Genomic DNA, 17,577 nt, shown 5'->3' on the forward strand with positions numbered 1-17,577 from the left:
CTTAATCCCTTCGCTGCGCGGCAACGCTACAATAGGCGCATCCCGACATCTCCTTCCTTGTCCAACTGAGCGGTCAAGCCGGCTTCCCACAGCAGGTAGCGCCGGAAGCTTTCCGCGAGGTCGGCGTCGTTGTCATATTCGTATGGGCTGCGCCAAAAATCGTCGTAACCAGTCAGCACGTTTTTTACGCCCGCTTCCACTTCTAAGCCTTCTGCCATCCATGCGCGGGTACCTCCCGAAAGGAAGCGGACTTCGCGCTCAGACGTGGCTGCGAGTTCGGCGGCGACCGTACGCGCGAGTACCCCATCGGAGGAGGTAACAACAATCATTAAGTCCGTTGGATGGCGTGCGACAAACTCGGGAAGGCGGTCAGGCACGGTCGACCATGCTCCGCGGACGTGATGCTTCTCGAAGGCATACCTGCGATCCACATCGACTACCACGGCGGCCCCTCGATCCAGCAATGTATTGAGCTCAAGTGACGTCATGCCGGGCACTGCCGGCTGCGTGGCCAAAACACGTATCGGCTCTGGTCCGATTTCGAGGTCGGTGATCAGTGGCGGCCTATGGAGATAGATCTCCCTCCCGCCTAGTTGCATCAGCCAGGCAGCGGCGTTGATTGCACGGACGCCGTCCCAGTCGGCCAGAACGACGCGCGCATTCCTCGTCGCGGCATAATCTTCAGCGGCATGGATCAGTTGTCCTCCAGGCGCACATCGCCAGCCAGGCAAATGCCCTGCCTCGTATTCCGCGGTTGCTCTCACGTCAAACCGATACAAAGTCCTTACATCGGCCTCGTCTTCGAAGGCCGCGAGTTCTGCGCATCCGATCCGACGCACACCTATGCGCTGTTCGAGTTTGTTGGCCAGTTGACGTGCTTCGCGATAAGTGTGCTCACCGGGTTCGGGGAGGGCGGTAGAGCGGCCTTTCGCCAGTTGATTGCCAGATTGAAGCCAGCCGATCATCCCGTCCTTCAAAGAAGCGACGGGGTTACGTATACCGCTTTCAATCAATGATTGAGCACCGACAATTCCACGCGCGCGTCCGGCACAGTTTACAACAACAATGGTTTCAGCACTCCGAATCAGTTCGGGAACCCGAAGCGGCAGTTCTCCCGCTGGTACATTATGCGAAAAGGGCAGTGCGGATTCGGCAAATTCCTCGGGCGAGCGGCTGTCAACAACAATGATGTCGTCGCCGCGTTCGATACGGCGCTTCAGATCGCTTGCTTCTATAAAAGGCGTGCGCTTTTCTGCCTCGACTTTTTCGGCAAAAGCCTTGCTGGGTGAATTGAGGCCACTGAAGAGTTCATAGCCTGCATCGACCCAAGCCTGTGTACCGCCACGAAGAACGGATACGTTGCCCCAACCGAGTTTGGTCAACTTGGCCGCGGCCGCATTTGCCAGCCTATTATCCTCGGTCCCGCCGTCCATAACGACAATCCGCGTACTGCGGCGCGGAACAAGGCGCGCTATAAGCAACTCGATGCGCCAAAGAGGAGCGGAGGTCGCAAGCAGCAGATGGCCGAGAGAGTACACGCCGGTTTCCCGAACATCGAGCACGGCAATTTCGTTGCGGTCCGAGAAAGCCGCTTTCAAAGTATGCGCATCGATGACGGCGTGTTTGAAATCCCGACGCAAAGGCGGAGAGCTAAAGCTGCCGCCTTCGATCCCTTCGAAGATCACACGATCCTCGATGTGATCCAGGGCCAGACCGTAAAAGTGCAGGTGTATGGCGGGACGGCCTTCGATGACTTCGATGGTGTGGACGTCTTCAGGGAGCAAAGTCACCGAGCTTCCAGGCGTCACCTCGTATCGGCCCATCTCCACAAGGCGGTCTTGCGAAGGATCGCTTGTGGGTTCCCTGCGAAAAAGGATGTTCAGCTCGTTGCCAGCAACCCCTGAGATGATGGCCCAGGTCGTGTGGTTGTGGGGCGGGAATCTGCCACCGGGCTCGGAGATCGAAAGATACATTGCGAACTTGCCGTCCGGGTCTTCCGCAAGGCGGTACATCTCGTTGTGCCCAGAAGCGCCTCTGGGAAAATGTTCAGCCGGAAAAAGTTCAGCTCTTCCGCCGAGATCTTCAAGTGCGCGGGCGACTGGGGCCAATGTTTCGCGCTCGATTGGCCCACTGACTTCGTCAGCCAGTTTCTTTCCTAGCTGAACCACCTTCCCAACTGCTGCCGCTCGACGGGTCGCGATGTCCGCCATCGAATCTAATGTACCGTTGGACATGGTCATGCGCGGTTCCTCTTTCGATCCCTGGTGGGAATACATTGCCGTCCTCGGATCTCGCCCCTGCGGCACGCGATTGGCCGCGTCTTGGCGGGACCATTGGCAAATCATTCGTTGCCCGCAAGTTACTTATCAGTCCGGTGTTGGGTTATTAAGGCGCGTACCTGCAGTAGACTGTTGCAGGAGAGCATTAATCCTTAAGGGACGGGAAGGCCCTTGGTCGGCGAAGGTTTTCTATGTGTTCGCCGTGCTACCAATTCAGATTCTTCAGTCTACTCGTAAAGTAGTCGAGGAAGACAGAAAGCTTTCTGGTGGCGAATTTGCCGCTATTGTGGACGATGTAGACTCCAGCCTCCGGGGCGCAAACCCAGTCGTTGAGAAGCGGAACAAGACGGCCGGTCGAAATGCTTTCGAAGCCGAGATAGCGTGCTACAACTGCAATGCCCAATCCTTCGACCGCCGCGGCATGTATCGTCTCGGAACTGTCTGACCGCATGACATCCGAAACCTTGACCTCTTCCGTGACTTCGCCGGACTGGAAACGCCACACGACGCCTCTACCGGGATAGTTGCTAAAGGACAGGCACCGGTGATGTGCAAGTTCTCGTGGAGACCGTGGGGTCCCGTATTTTTCGATATAGTCGGGGGAGGCAACGACGAGTCGCCGATTGGTCGCAATGCGCCGCGCGAACAGACCGGAGTCCTGGAGAATACCGATACGAACTGCTGCGTCATATGATTCCTTCACGAGATCGACATAACGATCGGTACAGTTCAATTCTATCTGTACCTTTGGATACTGGTTGAGGAAGTCCTTTATCAGCCGGGGCAAGACGAGATGACCAAGTGCGACCGGAAAGCTAACCCTCAACAGCCCGCGCGGTTCGCTGTTCATCGATTCAACCAAGGCATCCGCGTCCGCCAGATGATTAAGGATATCGACGCACTGGTCATAGTAGACACGCCCAGCCTCGGTAAGTTCCACTCGACGCGTGGTCCTGTCGAACAGCCGGACACCCATGGCGTCCTCCAGACTCGAAATTTTTCGGCTCACGGTCGACGGTGACGTGCTTACGGACTCCGATGCCTTGATGAAGCTCCTCTCCTCGGCAACAGCCACGAAGCATGAGATGGCGCTGAGACGTTCAAGATCGATCTGACCATGGCGAAGAGATGGCGCGGTACTCAATCTCTGTTCCTTCCAAATTGCCAATAATTTCCTTGATGGGTTGATTTAGCTGACGGGCAACAGGCTTTGGGGGGAGCATAAATTGCAGGATTGCCTGCCATCCCGTCTCCTTGCCCGTGCCAGAATAATCCGTATGAGCTGAACATTTTTGATCATGTCCCGCTCATCCTTCCATTTCACTGCAGATCCATTGGCAAAAACGATGCCGATTATGCCACATGTGAAATAATGAATTCTGCCTACCCCATCTAAAAATGAGAGCTATCTCGTTTATAGTCTATTCACCAGAGGAATTGGAGGCAGATTTTGCTAAATCGATTGGCACCAGAGGCGGAGCGGTTTTTTCTTCCGCTAGACGTTCTCAGGACGCGACGGACCACGAAATGGTCTCGATACGAGAGCGATATTCTTCCAGCGTTCGTGGCGGAGATGGACTTCCTGCCGCCTCAGGCCGTGCAGGACGCCGTCGCGGACATCGTTAACCGTCAGGATTACGGCTATCCTCGCCTTCCGGCGGCAGGAGACGCTCCAGCCCTTTCCAAGGCTTTCTCTGCGCGAATGAAAACTGCTCATGGTTGGGAGGCAGACCCGGGTTTGGCGGTGCCAGTCTCCGACCTCGTACAAACTATGTATGCTTGTGTGGCGGCTTTCACGGAAGTGGGAGATCCAGTCCTGGTGCAGGATCCGATCTATGGACCGATGCGCACGAGCATCAAGACATTGGACCGGCAGCAATTTCCGATTGCGATGCGTCATGACGGGCAAGGTACAGCCGTAGACTGGGCGGAACTGGCTAAGTCGCTGCCGTCCGACGCAAGTTTGTTTTTCCTTTGCCATCCTCACAACCCGACCGGTCATGCCGCAAGTCGCGAAGAGTTGAAGTTGATCGCCGACTTTTGCGTGGCGAGGGATCTCATAGTCGTTTCGGACGAAATTCATGCCGACCTAGTGCATGAAGGTCGGACGCATGTGCCGTTCGCGTCGCTGGGCGAAGATATCGCAAAAAGAACAATCACCATTTCGTCTGCAACAAAATCCTTCAACATACCGGGCTTGCGGGCTGGAGTGATGCACTTCGGCTCTGCGGCACTCAAGCAGAGGTTTTCGGCGAGAATTCCAATTCAGGCTTTGGGCGCGGTCAATGCTCTGGGAATGGCCGCGACACTGGCGGCTTGGAACGACGGCGATCCTTGGCTGAAAGCTGTAAAAAATCACCTACAGTTCGCGCGCGACCGTGTTCACCAAGTCATCACTGCGGAATTGCCCGGTGTCCAGGTTACTTTGCCCGATGCAACATATCTTTCATGGCTGGACTTTTCAGCCCTCCGCTTGCCACTGTCGGCGCAGGAGTACTTGATCACGAAGGCCAAGGTGGCAGCTAGCCCCGGCGAAGAATTCAGTCCGGGTTGCACCCGGTTCGCGCGGTTAAATTTCGCGACTTCGCCCGAGATCCTGGAGGATATTCTGGGACGAATTGTGGAGGCCTGTAAACCTCTCATCTGAAAATTTCCGGATACCGAGTGAGAAACCAAAAAGGGGAACTGACATGAAAAAGTTTGAAATTACACGACGAGCCGCTGTTCTCGGGTCGTTGCATGTTGGCGGTATGATCGCGCTTGCGCCGCGTTTCGCCTTGGCGGCGACCAGAAAAATCGTGACTGACACGACAACAATGACGAGCCCAGTGATGGCCGGACGCGTTCTTAAAATCTTCGACGAAGTCTTCGAGAAATCCGGGGTCACGGTTGAATATACGAAACTCGACACCACTAACCAGATGCTGCAAGCCATTGCGTCAGGTACTCTCGATATCGCGGAGCTTGGTTATGTCGGAGTGGTTATTGGCGCAGCTGCCAGCTCGCCTTTTGTGGTCGTCGGCGCGGCCAGCAATGGTGGTGGCGACGTGCTCTTGCTGCCTATTCAAAGCGCCATCAAGTCGCTTGCGGAACTCAAAGGCAAGACGGTTGCCGTCAACACGGGGAGCAGCGCTTGGACTATGCTTCTCCGCCTTCTCGACAAGGAGGGAATGTCTGCGTCCGACATCTCGATGATCAACCTCGAGCCTTTCGAGGGACAGAACGCTTTCCTTAGTGGTCAGGTAGATGCATGGGCTGTCTGGAGTGGGGTGAAAAGCTCAGCTGTCAATGACGCCAACAGCAGGCTTTTGGCTTCCGCAGAAACGGTTGGTCTCATCCCGGGGGCAATCGCAGTACGCAAGGGATTCATTGACGAGAATCCTGACATGGTTGTCCGCTACCTTGCCGCCCGCCAGGAGGCAATGAAGGCTCTTACAGGCGCCAATCCACCCTATGAGCAGATCGCAAAGGCGCGAACCACGACGCCGGACAAGATTGCGGCGTTCATTAAGGTTTCGGCACCCGAGAACCGGCCTTATTCGGATGAGGAAATTGCCGGGCTGGAGAAGACTTCCGAACTGCTTGTGAAACTGGGCGAACTGAAGAGGACTGGTGATATCAAGTCCATGATCGATAACAGCTTCATGAAAAAAGCGCTGGCTTCCAACCCTTCCCGCTGACTCAAGAGATTCGATGGCTCAAGATGACTGACAGCAAGAAAATCAAGCTCGGACTGATTGTTGAAACCCCAGGATCCAGCTTCAACTCCTGGCTTCACCCCACGACGCCCCCCGATGCAAGCGTCAACTTCGAAGCCGCAAAGCGGCTCGTGCAAATGGCAGAACAGGCAAACTTTGCGTTTGCTTTCGTTGCCGACAACCCGGCGGTCGATCCCAACGCGCGCCCCCACTATCTTGCACGTTTCGAACCGATCTCCCTTCTTTCGGCACTGGCCTCCGTCACCAGTAATATTGGGCTTGTTGCCACGATCTCTACGTCATACAGCGCTCCCTACACTGTTGCGCGTCAGGTCGGCACGCTCGACGTCCTCAGCGGAGGCCGAGCCGGGTGGAACGTGGTAACTTCTGCACAGCAGGCAGCAGCCGAGAATTATGGCGGAGATGACCTTATACCGCATAACGAGCGTTACGCGATGGCTGAAGAGTTCGTGGAAGTCGTACGCGGTTTGTGGGATACTTACGAGGACGATGCGTTTCCTCGTGACCGCGCGTCACGAACCTTCCTCGACAGATCGAAGATGCATTTTCTCGATCACGTCGGCAAATATTATAGGGTCAAAGGCCCTCTAAACATCATTCGGTCGCCCCAGGGTCATCCGGTGACGTTCCAAGCCGGGACGTCCGAGGCAGGTAGAGCCTTCGCGGCAAAACATGCCGAGGCAATCTTTGCCCGCGAATTCGAGATCGCCACGGCGAAGTCGTATTATTCCGATATGAAGGCACGCACGGCCGCTGAAGGCCGGGACCCGTCTATGCTTTCCATCATGACGGGCGCCCAGGTCGTGGTCGGTCGCTCGACGCAGGAAGCGGAAGAGAAGTACCAAATGCTTCTCGAATATACCAGCGATACGGATGCGTTGCGCAATCTGGGCTATTACTACAACCAGTATGATTTTACAAAACACGATCTCGACGCACCATTCCCGGCGATGGAACACGTCGGTGCCAATTTCTTCAAGGGACTTACGACGAAATTCGAAGCCGATGCCCGCCGCCACGGATTGACACTACGTGAAGTTGCTCGACGCGTTGCAACACTAAAGGAAGATTTCTTCGGCACGCCGTCGCAGGTAGCCGACGCCATGGAAGCCTGGTTCCGCGAAGGTGCGGCGGATGGTTTCTTGATCAGCAACTGGGTCCAGCCTGACGGGCTGCGTGACTTCGTCGATCTCGTAATCCCTGAACTGCGACGTAGAGGTCTTTACGACAACGGTTATCGTGGCAAGACGCTCCGTGAAAACATGGGACTTGACTGGACGCCTAACCGATACGGTTCCGAGGCCAAACTGGCAGAGGTGACTTCATGACAGGCGCGGTCAAGTCCCTCGCATCTAAATCGACTTCGCCGCACCTGTCGATCCTCTCGATTCATAAGATTTATGGCGACACCCGCGGAGGCACCATTGCTCTGAAGGACGTCAGCCTTGAAATTCAGGAGGGTGAGTTCGTCACGATCATCGGACCGAGCGGTTGCGGCAAAAGCACGCTTCTCAAGGCCGTTGCGGGATTGGAACGAGTTACCAGTGGTTCCATCGTGCTCGACGATCATCGGATCAGCAAACCAGGTGCGGACAGGGGCGTCGTCTTCCAGGAGCACCGGCTGTTTCCCTGGCTGACGGTTGAAGAGAACATCGCGGCTAATCTTAGTCTTAGGGACGCGAAGATAAGGCGCCGTGTTGACGAACTCATCGCTCTCGTTCGCATTGAAGGCTTCGAGAAAGCCTATCCCAAGCAACTTTCGGGTGGAATGTCGCAGCGCGTGGCAATTGCCCGAGCGCTGATGCGCCAGCCGAGAGTTCTGCTGCTCGATGAACCGTTTGGTGCGCTCGACTCCTTCACGCGCTCACACATGCAAAACGCGCTCCAGGATATCTGGGGCGCTAACGGAACGACCATGGTCTTCGTGACCCATGACATCGACGAGGCCGTATTTCTAGCTGACAGGGTCGTTGTTATGAGTCCAAGGCCGGGCCGCATTCATGAAATCGTCCCCGTCACGCTCGAACATCCACGTCAGCGGAAGTCGCCGGCGTTCCAAGCGGTACGAAGCCATCTGGTCGAGCTTTTCGAGACGCTCGAAGAGGCCGAGGCTCACACGCAGTTTGGCAAAGGGATAGCGCAATGAATGATCCCAACTTCACGCCTGCGGCGATGTCTATCGAACCCATGAAAAGAGAATCCGACCGTCGGACCGCTCTTGCGATCAGCAAACCGATGCGTCGTGTTGCGATCGGAGCATTGGTTCCGATTGGTTTCGTTGTCTTATGGCAGGTTCTTGCCGTATTCGGCTTTATCGACGTACGGCTGTTCCCTGCGCCGAGCGAAGTGCTCGTGACTCTCGGCGACCTCATCACCTCCGGCGTCCTTTTGCAGAACCTGCTCGTCAGTCTTGGCAGAGCAGGAGCGGGATTTGCCATCGGCGCAAGCCTCGGGCTGATGTCAGGTGTCCTCGTGGGCTATTCAAGGACCATGGAACATCTGATGGACCCGTTTCTGCAGATGCTGCGGACGGTACCTCTGATTGCCGTGACGCCGCTCTTCATCCTGTGGTTTGGGTTCGGTGATAAGTCAAAGATCATCCTAGTCGCGACGGGTGCGTTTTTCCCGATGTACGTCAATGCTTTTCTCGGTGTTCGCAGCGTCGACGCCAAGCTCTTTCAAGTGGCACAAGTACTTGAGTTCTCTCCGGGGCAGATGATGCGAAAGCTCGTCCTTCCGGCAGCCGCACCAAACATTCTCTTAGGCTTGCGTCTTTCAATGGGCATGGCCTGGGTCTGTCTCGTTGTCGCTGAGTTGATGGGCGCGCAAACAGGCATCGGTTATCTGATCCAGAATGCGCGCTCGATTCTTGACACCTCCACTGTGCTGGTCGGCGTCTTTGTCTTCGCTGCAGTCGGCAAACTGTCAGACTCTTTCGTCCGCTTCCTAGAAACAAGAATGCTGGCTTGGCGTGACGGCTATAACGGGTGAACAAAATGGAAAATGTAGCGCATCTCAAATCTTCCCATGTCGTTGTCCTCAATCCGGTAGAGGAGGACGATGCGGTGGGCCTTCGTAAGCTCTACTCGACCTTTCCCTCAGGCGTGGTCGCGCTGTGCGCGCTGTCGCAGGAAGGACCCGTCGGGATTGCTGCAAGCTCGTTTACAACGGTTTCACTTGCACCCGCGCTGGTTTCGGTGTGCATCCAACTGACCTCCAGCACATGGCCTCGTCTGCGTAGCTTGCGAACGGTGGGGGTCAACATTCTCTCCGAAGAACAGGGCGAGCTGTGCCGGAAGCTATCGGCAAAAACCGGAGACAGGTTTCAGGACGTGGCATGGCACGCCACTGAGCGCGGCGCAATCGTGCTCGACGATGTCGTGTCATTTTTCGAATGCACCATCGAGACAGAGGTGACTGCCGGGGACCATGCAATCGTTTTGATGAAGGTTAATGCCACCTCACGCTCGGCGGAAAAGCGACCTCTGATTTTCCACGAGAGCGTATTCACCCGGATTCAAGCCCACGCTAACTGACACCGTTTTTTGTGGCCGAGACCCGACGGTCTATGGCGGCCGGCCAACAGGGAAGATTTATGCATGGCTATTGCTCAGACAAAAACTGTCGTTAAGGACGGATGGGCGGATCGCGCTTTCTACAATGCCCGGAGCTTCTCTGGGTGGCAGGATAGGTCGGTTCCAGAAGAGATGCTCGTCGAGCTTTACGATATGGTGAAGCTTGGACCGACAGCGTGCAATTCGACGCCGGCGCGTTTTGTTTTTGTAACCAGCCAGCAGGGAAAGGAACAGCTTGCCCCGGCTCTCTCGAAAGGCAACCTTGCCAAGACTATGACGGCGCCTGCTACCGCGATCGTCGGTATTGATCTCGAGTTCGCCTCCTTGCTGCCGGAGTTATTTCCGCACGTCGATGCCCGGCCGTGGTTCGCTGATCCGGACGTCAACAGGTCGTCAGCATACCAGAGCGGAACGCTTCAGGCGGCATATCTCATCATGGCGGCTCGCGGCCTAGGGCTCGACTGCGGACCAATGACTGGGTTCAATGCTAAAGCCGTTCAAGAAGGATTTTTCCCCGAAGGCAAAGTCGAGGTTACGATGCTGGTAAACCTTGGTTACGGTGACCGCTCGACGCTGATGCCGCGATTGCCAAGACTGGCCTTTGAACGCGCCTGCAAGGTTGTTTGAGTGCATCCCAGGATATTTGCAGCCACCGCCTTTGCGGTCGCTCGTGTCAATTAGGGTTAAGTGACGGCAGCAAGAGCCGGTTGGTGCTTGGGCTTAAAAGGAGAGTATTTCGTTATCAATAAGACCGTTTGCGATTTGTCGAACAATCCTAATTAGGAAAGGCTCGGATGTCTGATCTGGCAGAAATTGAAAGAATCGAAGATACCCGCTATGGGGCGATGCTTGCGAAGGACGGGGGCACCCTCGGGAGGATTCTGGACGAAAAGCTCAATTACGTGCACTCGTCCGGCGTTGCCGACACAAAGAAGAGCTACATCGAGGGGCTGAAGGGCGGCGTTTGGGACTATCGCAGGATCGATCGGTTCGAACAGCACATCACGGTGACTGGCGATACGGCGACGGTTTTTTGTCGGGTCAATATCGACATCGTGGTACACGGCATACCGAAAATCGTAGATTCCCGAATCCTGGCCGTCTATCACCGCAACTGCGGGATCTGGACGCTGCTTGCCGCTTTGTCGGCGCAGGCTGATCCGCCAGAGCTATCATTGGCGTAGCGCACTATTCAACTACCCAACGCACTTTCAAAAGCACTTACTCCGGCCTTTTCAAGGCCTCACAAACTCATAAGTCGAGGCATCTGGTCAGGGATGATGAGGTCCGGCCCTCATATATTGCGGCCACTAAGCAGCCGCTCCGGCATAGTTGATCTTGGATATGTTTTCAGCGCGGATTTTGCGTGCTTCCTCCGGCTTCAATCCCAATAATCTCAGAAAATATTCCGCGGCACGGCCACTTACCGCTGGATCGGCACCATCGAGCCGTGCACGCACGCCGGCAATCAACAGGGATACGAGCGAGTCGATCATGAACATGTCAAGCGTATCGTGAAAATATCCCTGATCAATTGCGATCTGGATGTCCATTTTCATGTATCGAGAGATATCATCCTTGAACGTCTCGATTTCAGTAAGCGCAAAAAGCAGAACACGGCCCCATTGATGATCGCTGGCCGCGATTTCAATAAACTGTTCCGTGCCGAACGCCACGCGTTGAGCGCCGTTCGTAATCGAAATCCTCTCGCTGTCCATCTCCTCATTCATAGCACGCGTGATGTCGCTGCAGAGCTTTGAAATTATGTCGGCTTTGTTGTCGAAATGAAGATAGAAAGTTCCATTCGCTATGTCGGCTCTCTCCGTGATTTCGCTAACCGATGTCGCGGCAATGCCCTTTTCCGCCATGATTTCGACGGCTGCCTCGGTGATTTTTATCCGGGTCCGATCGCGCTTGCGTGGTGCACGCTTACCCGAAATGATGTGTTTCCTCAGCATGTTTTATCCCGCCTCGCATATTTCCGACAGGTCTCTCATATTTGGCCGCAAATAGTCAACGCGGTTTAAAAATGAGATACCTTTCATTATTGAAAAGATGGTCAGAAATGCGTACTGTCATCCGCATGAGAACTGGTTGGGGCAGAGCCCATAACTCGATGTCTTCCTAAACGTAAACCGGATCCGATTGATCCGAATTGGGGAGGCACTGCACAAGGGAGGATTGTGATTGGAACTGTTCGACAAACGGATCATGGTCGTTGGCGGAGCCGGGGCAATCGGAGAAGCAATTGCGCGTCGCCTCGACAGAATGGGAGCCCACCTTGTTATTGCCGACTTGGACGAACAAAGAGCGGCGCATATCAGTGGCCAGCTCTCAGCAGCCAGCGCCCTGAAGCTGGATGTTGTCGATGTCGCTTCGATCAAAACATCTTTCGCGAAGGCTGCGGACGTCCTTAAAGGCATGGGAGCGATCATCTATTGTTCCGGCATCGCCCGGCACAAGCTGTTTCCTGATTCACGCCCTGACGAGTGGTCAAACGTCATGGCTGTGAATTTTTCTGGTGCCTATCACTGCTTTCACGAAGCGATTGGCTACCTTCGCAAGAATGCTAGGGGCGGCTCTATTTTGTCGATCGGCTCCATCGCAGCCACGCGGCATGGTCGAGGTACATCGATCTATGGCGCTTCAAAGGCAGGTCTCGCAGCGCTCGTCGAAGGTATTGCAGTCGATATGGCCACAGAAAACATCACCGCGAATACGATCGCACCTGGTCCTATAGACACAATTCTGGCGAAGGAGCAACATTCCCCTGCCTTTCGCGCAGCCTATGAAGCGGCAATACCAATGGCGCGTTACGGCACTGTCGAGGAAATTGCTGGTGGCGCAGCATTTCTGCTTTCGAACGAGGCCAGGTTCATAACCGGCGAGACGCTCACGATCGATGGTGGATTCAGATCGGCTGGCGCGCTTTACTGAAGTAGAGAGGGCTGCAAAAAAGCTAATACGGAAAGCGCGCTGATAACCTTAATCGTGATTTATATCGCAATGTTCAAGGCCCGACGAGGCGTTGTGATTGATTATTGCATGCGACGGGCTACGAAGTCCTGACCAGCCTGACGTATGCATATACGCGAGACGTGAACGATGCCGGCCTCGCGGCAGCACTGGGATTTTGCAAACGTCAGGCGCTGGATCAGTGCACAGCTTAAGGCCAGCCAACGGCAAGCATCGAGGCGGCAAGATCATCTGCCGCCACCATCTTATCGGCCCGCACGGCGGGGCGAGCTATCCAATCACCATTCATCCACGGATTTGAAGTCATGCCGACCATCGAAAGAATTGCCTCGTGGAGCGACGAACTGACCACGATGCGGCGCGATTTCCATCAGCATCCCGAAATCGGTTTCGAAGAGATCCGCACCTCCGGCATCGTCGCTGTAAAACTGGAGAGTTGGGGGATCGAAGTCCATACGGGAATCGGCACGACAGGCGTCGTAGGTGTTTTGCGCGGCAAGGGCGAAGGGCGCACGATCGGGCTGCGCGCCGACATGGACGCCCTGCCGATGGAAGAGCGCACCAACCTGCCTTACGCATCGAAGATCGCCAACCGCTTCCACGGATGCGGCCACGACGGACACACGACCATGCTGCTCGGTGCCGCTCGCTATCTGGCGGAGACGCGTGATTTCGACGGCACCGTCATCTTCATTTTCCAGCCTGGCGAGGAAGGATGTGGAGGCGCCCGCGCCATGCTCGCGGACGGACTTTTCGAGCGTTTCCCTTGCGACGAGATTTACGCACTTCACAATTCTCCGGACGAGGAGCCCTACCGCGTGGGGATCAAACCGGGAGCCGCCATGGCGGGCGCAGATTTCTTCGACATCCGTATCACCGGACGAGGCAGCCACGGCGCGCGTCCAGAATTAGCGAAGGATCCGATCATCGCCGCAACGCAACTCGTTTCGGCACTACAATCGATCGTGTCGCGAAATATCTCTCCGTTGCGCGCCGCGGTCCTCTCGGTAACCCAAATCCATGCCGGATCAGCCTATAATGTCGTGCCGGAGGAAGCGACGATCTCGGGCACGGTCCGATATCTCGACAGGTCCGTGAACGAGCAGATCCGCAAGCGAATGCGCGCGATCGCCACAGGCATTGCCTCGACTTTCGACGTCGAAGTCAAAACTAATATTCGCAATGTCTTCGACGTCCTGACCAATACCGAGGATCTGGTGGATAGTTTCGCTGACGCCGCGCGCGATGTCGTCGGCGATTCAAACGTCTATATCAAAGACGAGCCTGTTATGGGCAGCGAGGATTTCGCTGATATGCTGCAGCAGATTCCGGGCGTCTATTGCACCCTCAGCCATGGTGGCACGGTACAGTTACACAATCCTGCCTTCCATCTCGATGACGGCATCCTGCCGATCGGCGCGAGCCTTCTGGCCCGGGTGGTCGAGAAGCGGCTTTATGCAAACGGAATGTAACGAAGCGGGCTCTGCGGCAAAAAAACATTTTTGCTTGATATGGCAGGTTCTCTCCATCATGGCGCAGCGTTTGCCAAGATCTATGATGCGGTCATTCTCAGAAGGCGACACCCGTCGGGAAGATATATTTCCCCGCTAAAGTTGCAAAGAGCTTCCCGTGCCCTCGCGCGCGAAAATGCTCCAACGTCACAGCGGTATCCGAGCATGTCTGCCGGACCGGTCTTTGATTGACAACGGCGGGGTTTGACTTCGCATCTTTCTTTTTCAGCAAAACATCGAGTTATCAATCACTCGGATGGAGTCGCTCGCCGTATATGGCGAAGGGGGGCTTGATTAGGGAGCAATCATCCCCTAATTATGAATCATGAAGAACATTTCAAAACCCGCTGACCGTCCGAGGGGGCGTCCTCGCGAATTCGACATGGAAAGTGCTCTCGACGCAGCCATGCTGGTGTTTCGAGAACGCGGGTATCACGCCACGTCGTTGACAGATCTTGGATCCGCGATGCGATTGACTCCCGGAAGTATCTACAAGGCGTTCAAAGACAAGCGAGAGATCTTTCTAGCGGTATTCGATCGTTATACCCAAGTCCGTCACGAAGCGCTTGAAAAAGCATTGCAGGAACAAGGGACAGGAAGAAGCAAGCTCCAAACAGCGCTGCTCTTTCTGGCAGAGACATCTCACGGGGCGGAAGGCAAAGTCGGGTGTTTGGTGGTAGGCAGCACGATGGACGTGACGACGCTCGATCCTGAAATCGCGTCCAGGGTGACTCAAGCAGGCCTCCGCATGGAAAGGCTTTTCCGAGACTTGGTCAAACTCGGACAAGCGGATGGGTCGCTGGTAAAATTGCTTGATCCGGTCACTACGGCCAATACCTTACTTTGTCTTACACAAGGCTTTCGTGTGGTTGGTAAAGTCGGCAGAACACGGGCCGAGATGAGAGCATCCGTCACGCAGGTCATGTCTTTCCTTTGATCGCCAAATGCAGCGGCGTCCTGTTCGGCATGCCTAAATAGGGAGCGATCATTCGCTATTTATCTCTTTATCATCAAATCGAAAGGATAGATCGATGATGAACTCGATGTACAACAGCCTCCGACAAGCAGGCATCAGCATGGCCGCAACGGGGGCGATCCTAGCGTCCGGGCTAATGCCAGCTTCTGCCTCCGAGGCATTAAACGCGCTTTCGATTGCCTCGACCTTCGGATTTTCGGACCAATCTGTTGTCGCGAACGGAACGCGTCTTCACTATGTTACGGCGGGACAGGGGGATCCGGTCATTCTTATCCCCGGCTGGCCCGAAAGCTGGTATGCGTGGCGTTATGTTATGAAAGACCTGGTGGCTTCCGGTCGAAAAGTCTACGCGCTCGATCCACGTGGTTTCGGCGATAGTGATAAGCCTTCGACCGGCTACGACCTTACGACCGCCTCGGACGACATTCATGCTTTCATTAAAGAAGCTGGTCTTGCTCAAAACGGTGGCGTCGACATTGTCTCGCATGACGTCGGAACTTGGATTGCTTATGCCCATGCGACTGCTTATCCGAAGGATGTTCGTCGTCTTGTTTTGAGCGAAGCACTGATCCCCGGCACCCCACCGGCTGCCACGATTCCCAGCGATGCTCAAAACGTTAAATCGTGGCATTTCGGCTTCAACCGCCTCAACGACCTTCCCGAGATGCTGGTCGCAGGTCATGAGCGCGCCTATCTTACCTGGCTCTTCGCCAACAAGTCTGTCCGGCCATGGACGATGGGCACGGCGGCTCTGGATGAATATGTAAGGGTGTTCTCTGCGCCGGGCGCTGCACGCGCCGGCTTCGAATACTATCGCCAGGCATTCAGCGATAATGGGCTCTCTCAGGCGAAGATACGCATGTCTGCGAAACTCGAAATGCCGATCCTGACGATTTCAGGCTCCGGCAGCCTTGGGGCCGCCATGGAAAAAAACATAAGTCTACTCGGAAAGAGCGTACATGGTGTCGTCCTGGAAGGATGTGGCCATTATGTCCCAGAGGAATGTGGTGACGAATATGCTAAGGCCGTAACTGATTTCTGGCAGGGGAAGTAGACGCAATTATCGGTTCCTCCTAGGCGCTCTTGGGGTCTGAGTAGCAACGGAACAGAAAACCTACATAAGGAATCCACGGCTCGTCGTCTGGATCGGCAGTTTTCGGATAGCGGAGCGGCCTGAGCTCGCCGCGGGCCACGAATTCAGGGAGGGTGAAGCCATACCGACCAAGCATGTTGATGTGGCGGAAGTTGAGAGGCGACAGGCGCGCGACATCCTCCGGCCTGATCTCATAGCCCTCAGCCACAAGCTGGTCGATGGCGGCATCCATGTAGATCGTATTCCAGAGTACGACGAGATTGACGACCAGGCCGAGTGCGCCAGGCTGATCTTCCTGTCCCTCGCGATAGCGCTGGCGTAGTTCGCCGCGCTTTCCATGGAAAATGACGCGGGCGAGCTGGTGGCGATCTTCACCGCGATTGAGCTGGACGAGGATACGGCGTCTATAGCTTTCATCATCGATGAAGCGCAGGAGGTAGAGCGTCTTGATAAGGCGGCCGAGTTCCTGCAGGGCGCGAGCGAGACGGGTTGGCCGGTCATTGGTCTGCAGGGTCCGGGTGAGGCCTGCGGCCTGGACGACGCCGAGCTTGAGGGAACGGGGTTTGTTGGAACGATCCGCGCGAAAGCTCGACTTGCCAGCGTCGCACCGAAGCCTTAGTTCAAAGATAGGAAGCGAGTCCCAGGGCGGGGCAGCTCAATCCTGCGCCGTAGGCCGGATGACAATGCTACCCACGTCCACGTCGTCGGGCTGATCGATCGCGTAGGCGATGCCGCGGGCGATCGCGGCAGGCGGGATGGCGATCTCGCCAATCCGAGCAGCGACTGCGTCTCTGACGGCCGTGTCGGTAAACGAGTCGGTAAGATTGGTCGCAATCATCCCTGGCGACACCTCGGTCACTCGTAGATGCGGTCCCGCTTCCTGCCGTAGGGTCTCGGTGATCGTTCGTACTGCATTCTTGGTCGCGGCATAGACGCCCATCGTCGGCACAATCTTGATGCCGGCTGTTGATACCACATTGATGACGTGCCCGCTGCGCTGGCGTGTGAAGACCGGCAGCGCAGCAGCGATACCGTAGAGCGTACCGCGCAGATTTACGTCGATCATCGCGTCCCAGTCTTCGACCTGCAGGGCATCAAAACGCGAAAGCGGGCTGATGCCGGCATTATTGACGATGACATCCAGCCTGCCCCAGCGCTTAACCGCGAGTGCCACGAGCGCCTCGAGATCGGCACGAACGCGCACGTCGGTCACATTGTAGGCGACATTGCCGCCGACAGCAGAGATGTCACGGGCAACTTCCGCGAGGACATCTTCGCGCCGCGCACCAAGCACCACGTTCGCGCCCGCCTCAGCCAGAAGAACTGCGGTCGCGCGGCCGATGCCGCTGCTGGCGCCTGTGATCACTATTACTTTGCCTGCTATGGTCATTTTGGTCTCCTTCCACGTGACTATAGAAAAAGAGGGCAAGACGTACTATGCTTGATAC

Annotated in this window: 16 protein-coding genes and 1 pseudogene; 12 read left to right on the plus strand and 5 right to left on the minus strand. The window is 55.8% G+C overall.

The annotated features are described in order from the left end of the window. Positions 1-26: 26 nt before the first annotated feature. Together AC13QE_RS29750 and AC13QE_RS29755 are read right to left on the minus strand one after the other, a co-directional pair. On the minus strand, positions 27-2,240 hold the full coding sequence (locus tag AC13QE_RS29750) for a rhodanese-like domain-containing protein (RefSeq protein ID WP_488486429.1): 2,214 nt from the start codon (positions 2,238-2,240) through the stop codon (positions 27-29). A 244-nt stretch (positions 2,241-2,484) separates the two neighbouring features. Continuing rightward, entirely contained in the window at positions 2,485-3,423 is a 939-nt protein-coding gene (locus AC13QE_RS29755; RefSeq protein ID WP_488486430.1) for a LysR family transcriptional regulator, read from the minus strand. Between the two features lie 429 nt (positions 3,424-3,852). Between AC13QE_RS29755 and AC13QE_RS29760 the strand changes: the two genes are divergently transcribed. The 8 genes from AC13QE_RS29760 to AC13QE_RS29795 all read left to right on the plus strand — a co-directional run bounded on the left by AC13QE_RS29760 (position 3,853) and on the right by AC13QE_RS29795 (position 10,757). Further along, the gene (locus AC13QE_RS29760; RefSeq protein WP_488486431.1) at positions 3,853-4,926 is read left to right on the plus strand and encodes a MalY/PatB family protein; all 1,074 of its coding nucleotides are present in this window, start codon (positions 3,853-3,855) and stop codon (positions 4,924-4,926) included. Between the two features lie 43 nt (positions 4,927-4,969). Then, a complete protein-coding gene (locus tag AC13QE_RS29765) occupies positions 4,970-5,959 on the plus strand; it encodes an aliphatic sulfonate ABC transporter substrate-binding protein (RefSeq protein WP_488486432.1) in 990 nt (329 codons plus the stop codon). 23 nt (positions 5,960-5,982) lie between these two features. Further along, a complete protein-coding gene (locus tag AC13QE_RS29770) occupies positions 5,983-7,326 on the plus strand; it encodes an LLM class flavin-dependent oxidoreductase (protein WP_488486433.1) in 1,344 nt (447 codons plus the stop codon). After that, on the plus strand, positions 7,323-8,144 hold the full coding sequence (locus tag AC13QE_RS29775) for an ABC transporter ATP-binding protein (RefSeq protein ID WP_488486434.1): 822 nt from the start codon (positions 7,323-7,325) through the stop codon (positions 8,142-8,144). The genes AC13QE_RS29770 and AC13QE_RS29775 overlap by 4 nt, the downstream gene beginning before the upstream one ends. After that, entirely contained in the window at positions 8,141-8,989 is an 849-nt protein-coding gene (locus AC13QE_RS29780; RefSeq protein ID WP_488486435.1) for an ABC transporter permease, read from the plus strand. The genes AC13QE_RS29775 and AC13QE_RS29780 overlap by 4 nt, the downstream gene beginning before the upstream one ends. Before the next feature lie 5 nt (positions 8,990-8,994). After that, positions 8,995-9,534, plus strand: coding sequence for a flavin reductase family protein (locus AC13QE_RS29785; RefSeq protein ID WP_488486436.1), 540 nt, complete (start codon positions 8,995-8,997; stop codon positions 9,532-9,534). Positions 9,535-9,597: 63 nt separating this feature from the next. Continuing rightward, a complete protein-coding gene (locus tag AC13QE_RS29790) occupies positions 9,598-10,200 on the plus strand; it encodes a malonic semialdehyde reductase (protein ID WP_488486437.1) in 603 nt (200 codons plus the stop codon). A 167-nt stretch (positions 10,201-10,367) separates the two neighbouring features. Then, positions 10,368-10,757: a nuclear transport factor 2 family protein gene (locus tag AC13QE_RS29795; RefSeq protein WP_488486438.1), complete on the plus strand. Its 390-nt coding sequence runs from the start codon at positions 10,368-10,370 to the stop codon at positions 10,755-10,757. Between the two features lie 126 nt (positions 10,758-10,883). Here AC13QE_RS29795 and AC13QE_RS29800 read toward each other — a convergent pair whose 3' ends face one another. Then, on the minus strand, positions 10,884-11,531 hold the full coding sequence (locus tag AC13QE_RS29800; protein WP_488486439.1) for a TetR/AcrR family transcriptional regulator: 648 nt from the start codon (positions 11,529-11,531) through the stop codon (positions 10,884-10,886). A 229-nt stretch (positions 11,532-11,760) separates the two neighbouring features. Between AC13QE_RS29800 and AC13QE_RS29805 the strand changes: the two genes are divergently transcribed. The 4 genes from AC13QE_RS29805 to AC13QE_RS29820 all read left to right on the plus strand — a co-directional run bounded on the left by AC13QE_RS29805 (position 11,761) and on the right by AC13QE_RS29820 (position 16,090). After that, positions 11,761-12,510, plus strand: coding sequence for an SDR family NAD(P)-dependent oxidoreductase (locus AC13QE_RS29805; RefSeq protein ID WP_488486440.1), 750 nt, complete (start codon positions 11,761-11,763; stop codon positions 12,508-12,510). Positions 12,511-12,854: 344 nt separating this feature from the next. Then, complete coding sequence (locus AC13QE_RS29810; protein ID WP_488486441.1) at positions 12,855-14,021, plus strand: M20 aminoacylase family protein; 1,167 nt, start codon at positions 12,855-12,857, stop codon at positions 14,019-14,021. 421 nt (positions 14,022-14,442) lie between these two features. Next, complete coding sequence (locus tag AC13QE_RS29815; protein ID WP_488486442.1) at positions 14,443-14,997, plus strand: TetR/AcrR family transcriptional regulator; 555 nt, start codon at positions 14,443-14,445, stop codon at positions 14,995-14,997. Positions 14,998-15,091: 94 nt separating this feature from the next. After that, complete coding sequence (locus tag AC13QE_RS29820; protein ID WP_488486443.1) at positions 15,092-16,090, plus strand: alpha/beta fold hydrolase; 999 nt, start codon at positions 15,092-15,094, stop codon at positions 16,088-16,090. Positions 16,091-16,202: 112 nt separating this feature from the next. On the opposite strand, the pseudogene AC13QE_RS29825 reads toward AC13QE_RS29820, so the two are convergent. Next, a pseudogene (locus AC13QE_RS29825) lies at positions 16,203-16,685 on the minus strand (Tn3 family transposase); the annotation flags it as partial. A gap of 99 nt (positions 16,686-16,784) precedes the next feature. Continuing rightward, on the minus strand, positions 16,785-17,519 hold the full coding sequence (locus AC13QE_RS29830; protein ID WP_488486444.1) for an SDR family oxidoreductase: 735 nt from the start codon (positions 17,517-17,519) through the stop codon (positions 16,785-16,787). Between the last annotated feature and the right edge of the window lie 58 nt (positions 17,520-17,577).

This window comes from Martinezella sp. CNPSo 3957, assembly GCF_057784395.1.

Excerpts from the sequence above, each read along its gene's own strand:
- AC13QE_RS29760 (WP_488486431.1), top strand. The coding sequence starts at position 3,853 with ATGGACTTCCTGCCGCCTCAGGCCGTGCAGGACGCCGTCGCGGACATC.
- AC13QE_RS29815 (WP_488486442.1), top strand. The coding sequence starts at position 14,443 with ATGGAAAGTGCTCTCGACGCAGCCATGCTGGTGTTTCGAGAACGCGGG.
- AC13QE_RS29795 (WP_488486438.1), top strand. The coding sequence starts at position 10,368 with ATGTCTGATCTGGCAGAAATTGAAAGAATCGAAGATACCCGCTATGGG.
- AC13QE_RS29810 (WP_488486441.1), top strand. The coding sequence starts at position 12,855 with ATGCCGACCATCGAAAGAATTGCCTCGTGGAGCGACGAACTGACCACG.
- AC13QE_RS29830 (WP_488486444.1), bottom strand. The coding sequence starts at position 17,519 with ATGACCATAGCAGGCAAAGTAATAGTGATCACAGGCGCCAGCAGCGGC.
- AC13QE_RS29785 (WP_488486436.1), top strand. The coding sequence starts at position 8,995 with ATGGAAAATGTAGCGCATCTCAAATCTTCCCATGTCGTTGTCCTCAAT.
- AC13QE_RS29820 (WP_488486443.1), top strand. The coding sequence starts at position 15,092 with ATGATGAACTCGATGTACAACAGCCTCCGACAAGCAGGCATCAGCATG.
- AC13QE_RS29770 (WP_488486433.1), top strand. The coding sequence starts at position 5,983 with ATGACTGACAGCAAGAAAATCAAGCTCGGACTGATTGTTGAAACCCCA.
- AC13QE_RS29765 (WP_488486432.1), top strand. The coding sequence starts at position 4,970 with ATGAAAAAGTTTGAAATTACACGACGAGCCGCTGTTCTCGGGTCGTTG.
- AC13QE_RS29800 (WP_488486439.1), bottom strand. The coding sequence starts at position 11,531 with ATGCTGAGGAAACACATCATTTCGGGTAAGCGTGCACCACGCAAGCGC.
- AC13QE_RS29750 (WP_488486429.1), bottom strand. The coding sequence starts at position 2,240 with ATGACCATGTCCAACGGTACATTAGATTCGATGGCGGACATCGCGACC.
- AC13QE_RS29790 (WP_488486437.1), top strand. The coding sequence starts at position 9,598 with ATGGCTATTGCTCAGACAAAAACTGTCGTTAAGGACGGATGGGCGGAT.
- AC13QE_RS29775 (WP_488486434.1), top strand. The coding sequence starts at position 7,323 with ATGACAGGCGCGGTCAAGTCCCTCGCATCTAAATCGACTTCGCCGCAC.
- AC13QE_RS29780 (WP_488486435.1), top strand. The coding sequence starts at position 8,141 with ATGAATGATCCCAACTTCACGCCTGCGGCGATGTCTATCGAACCCATG.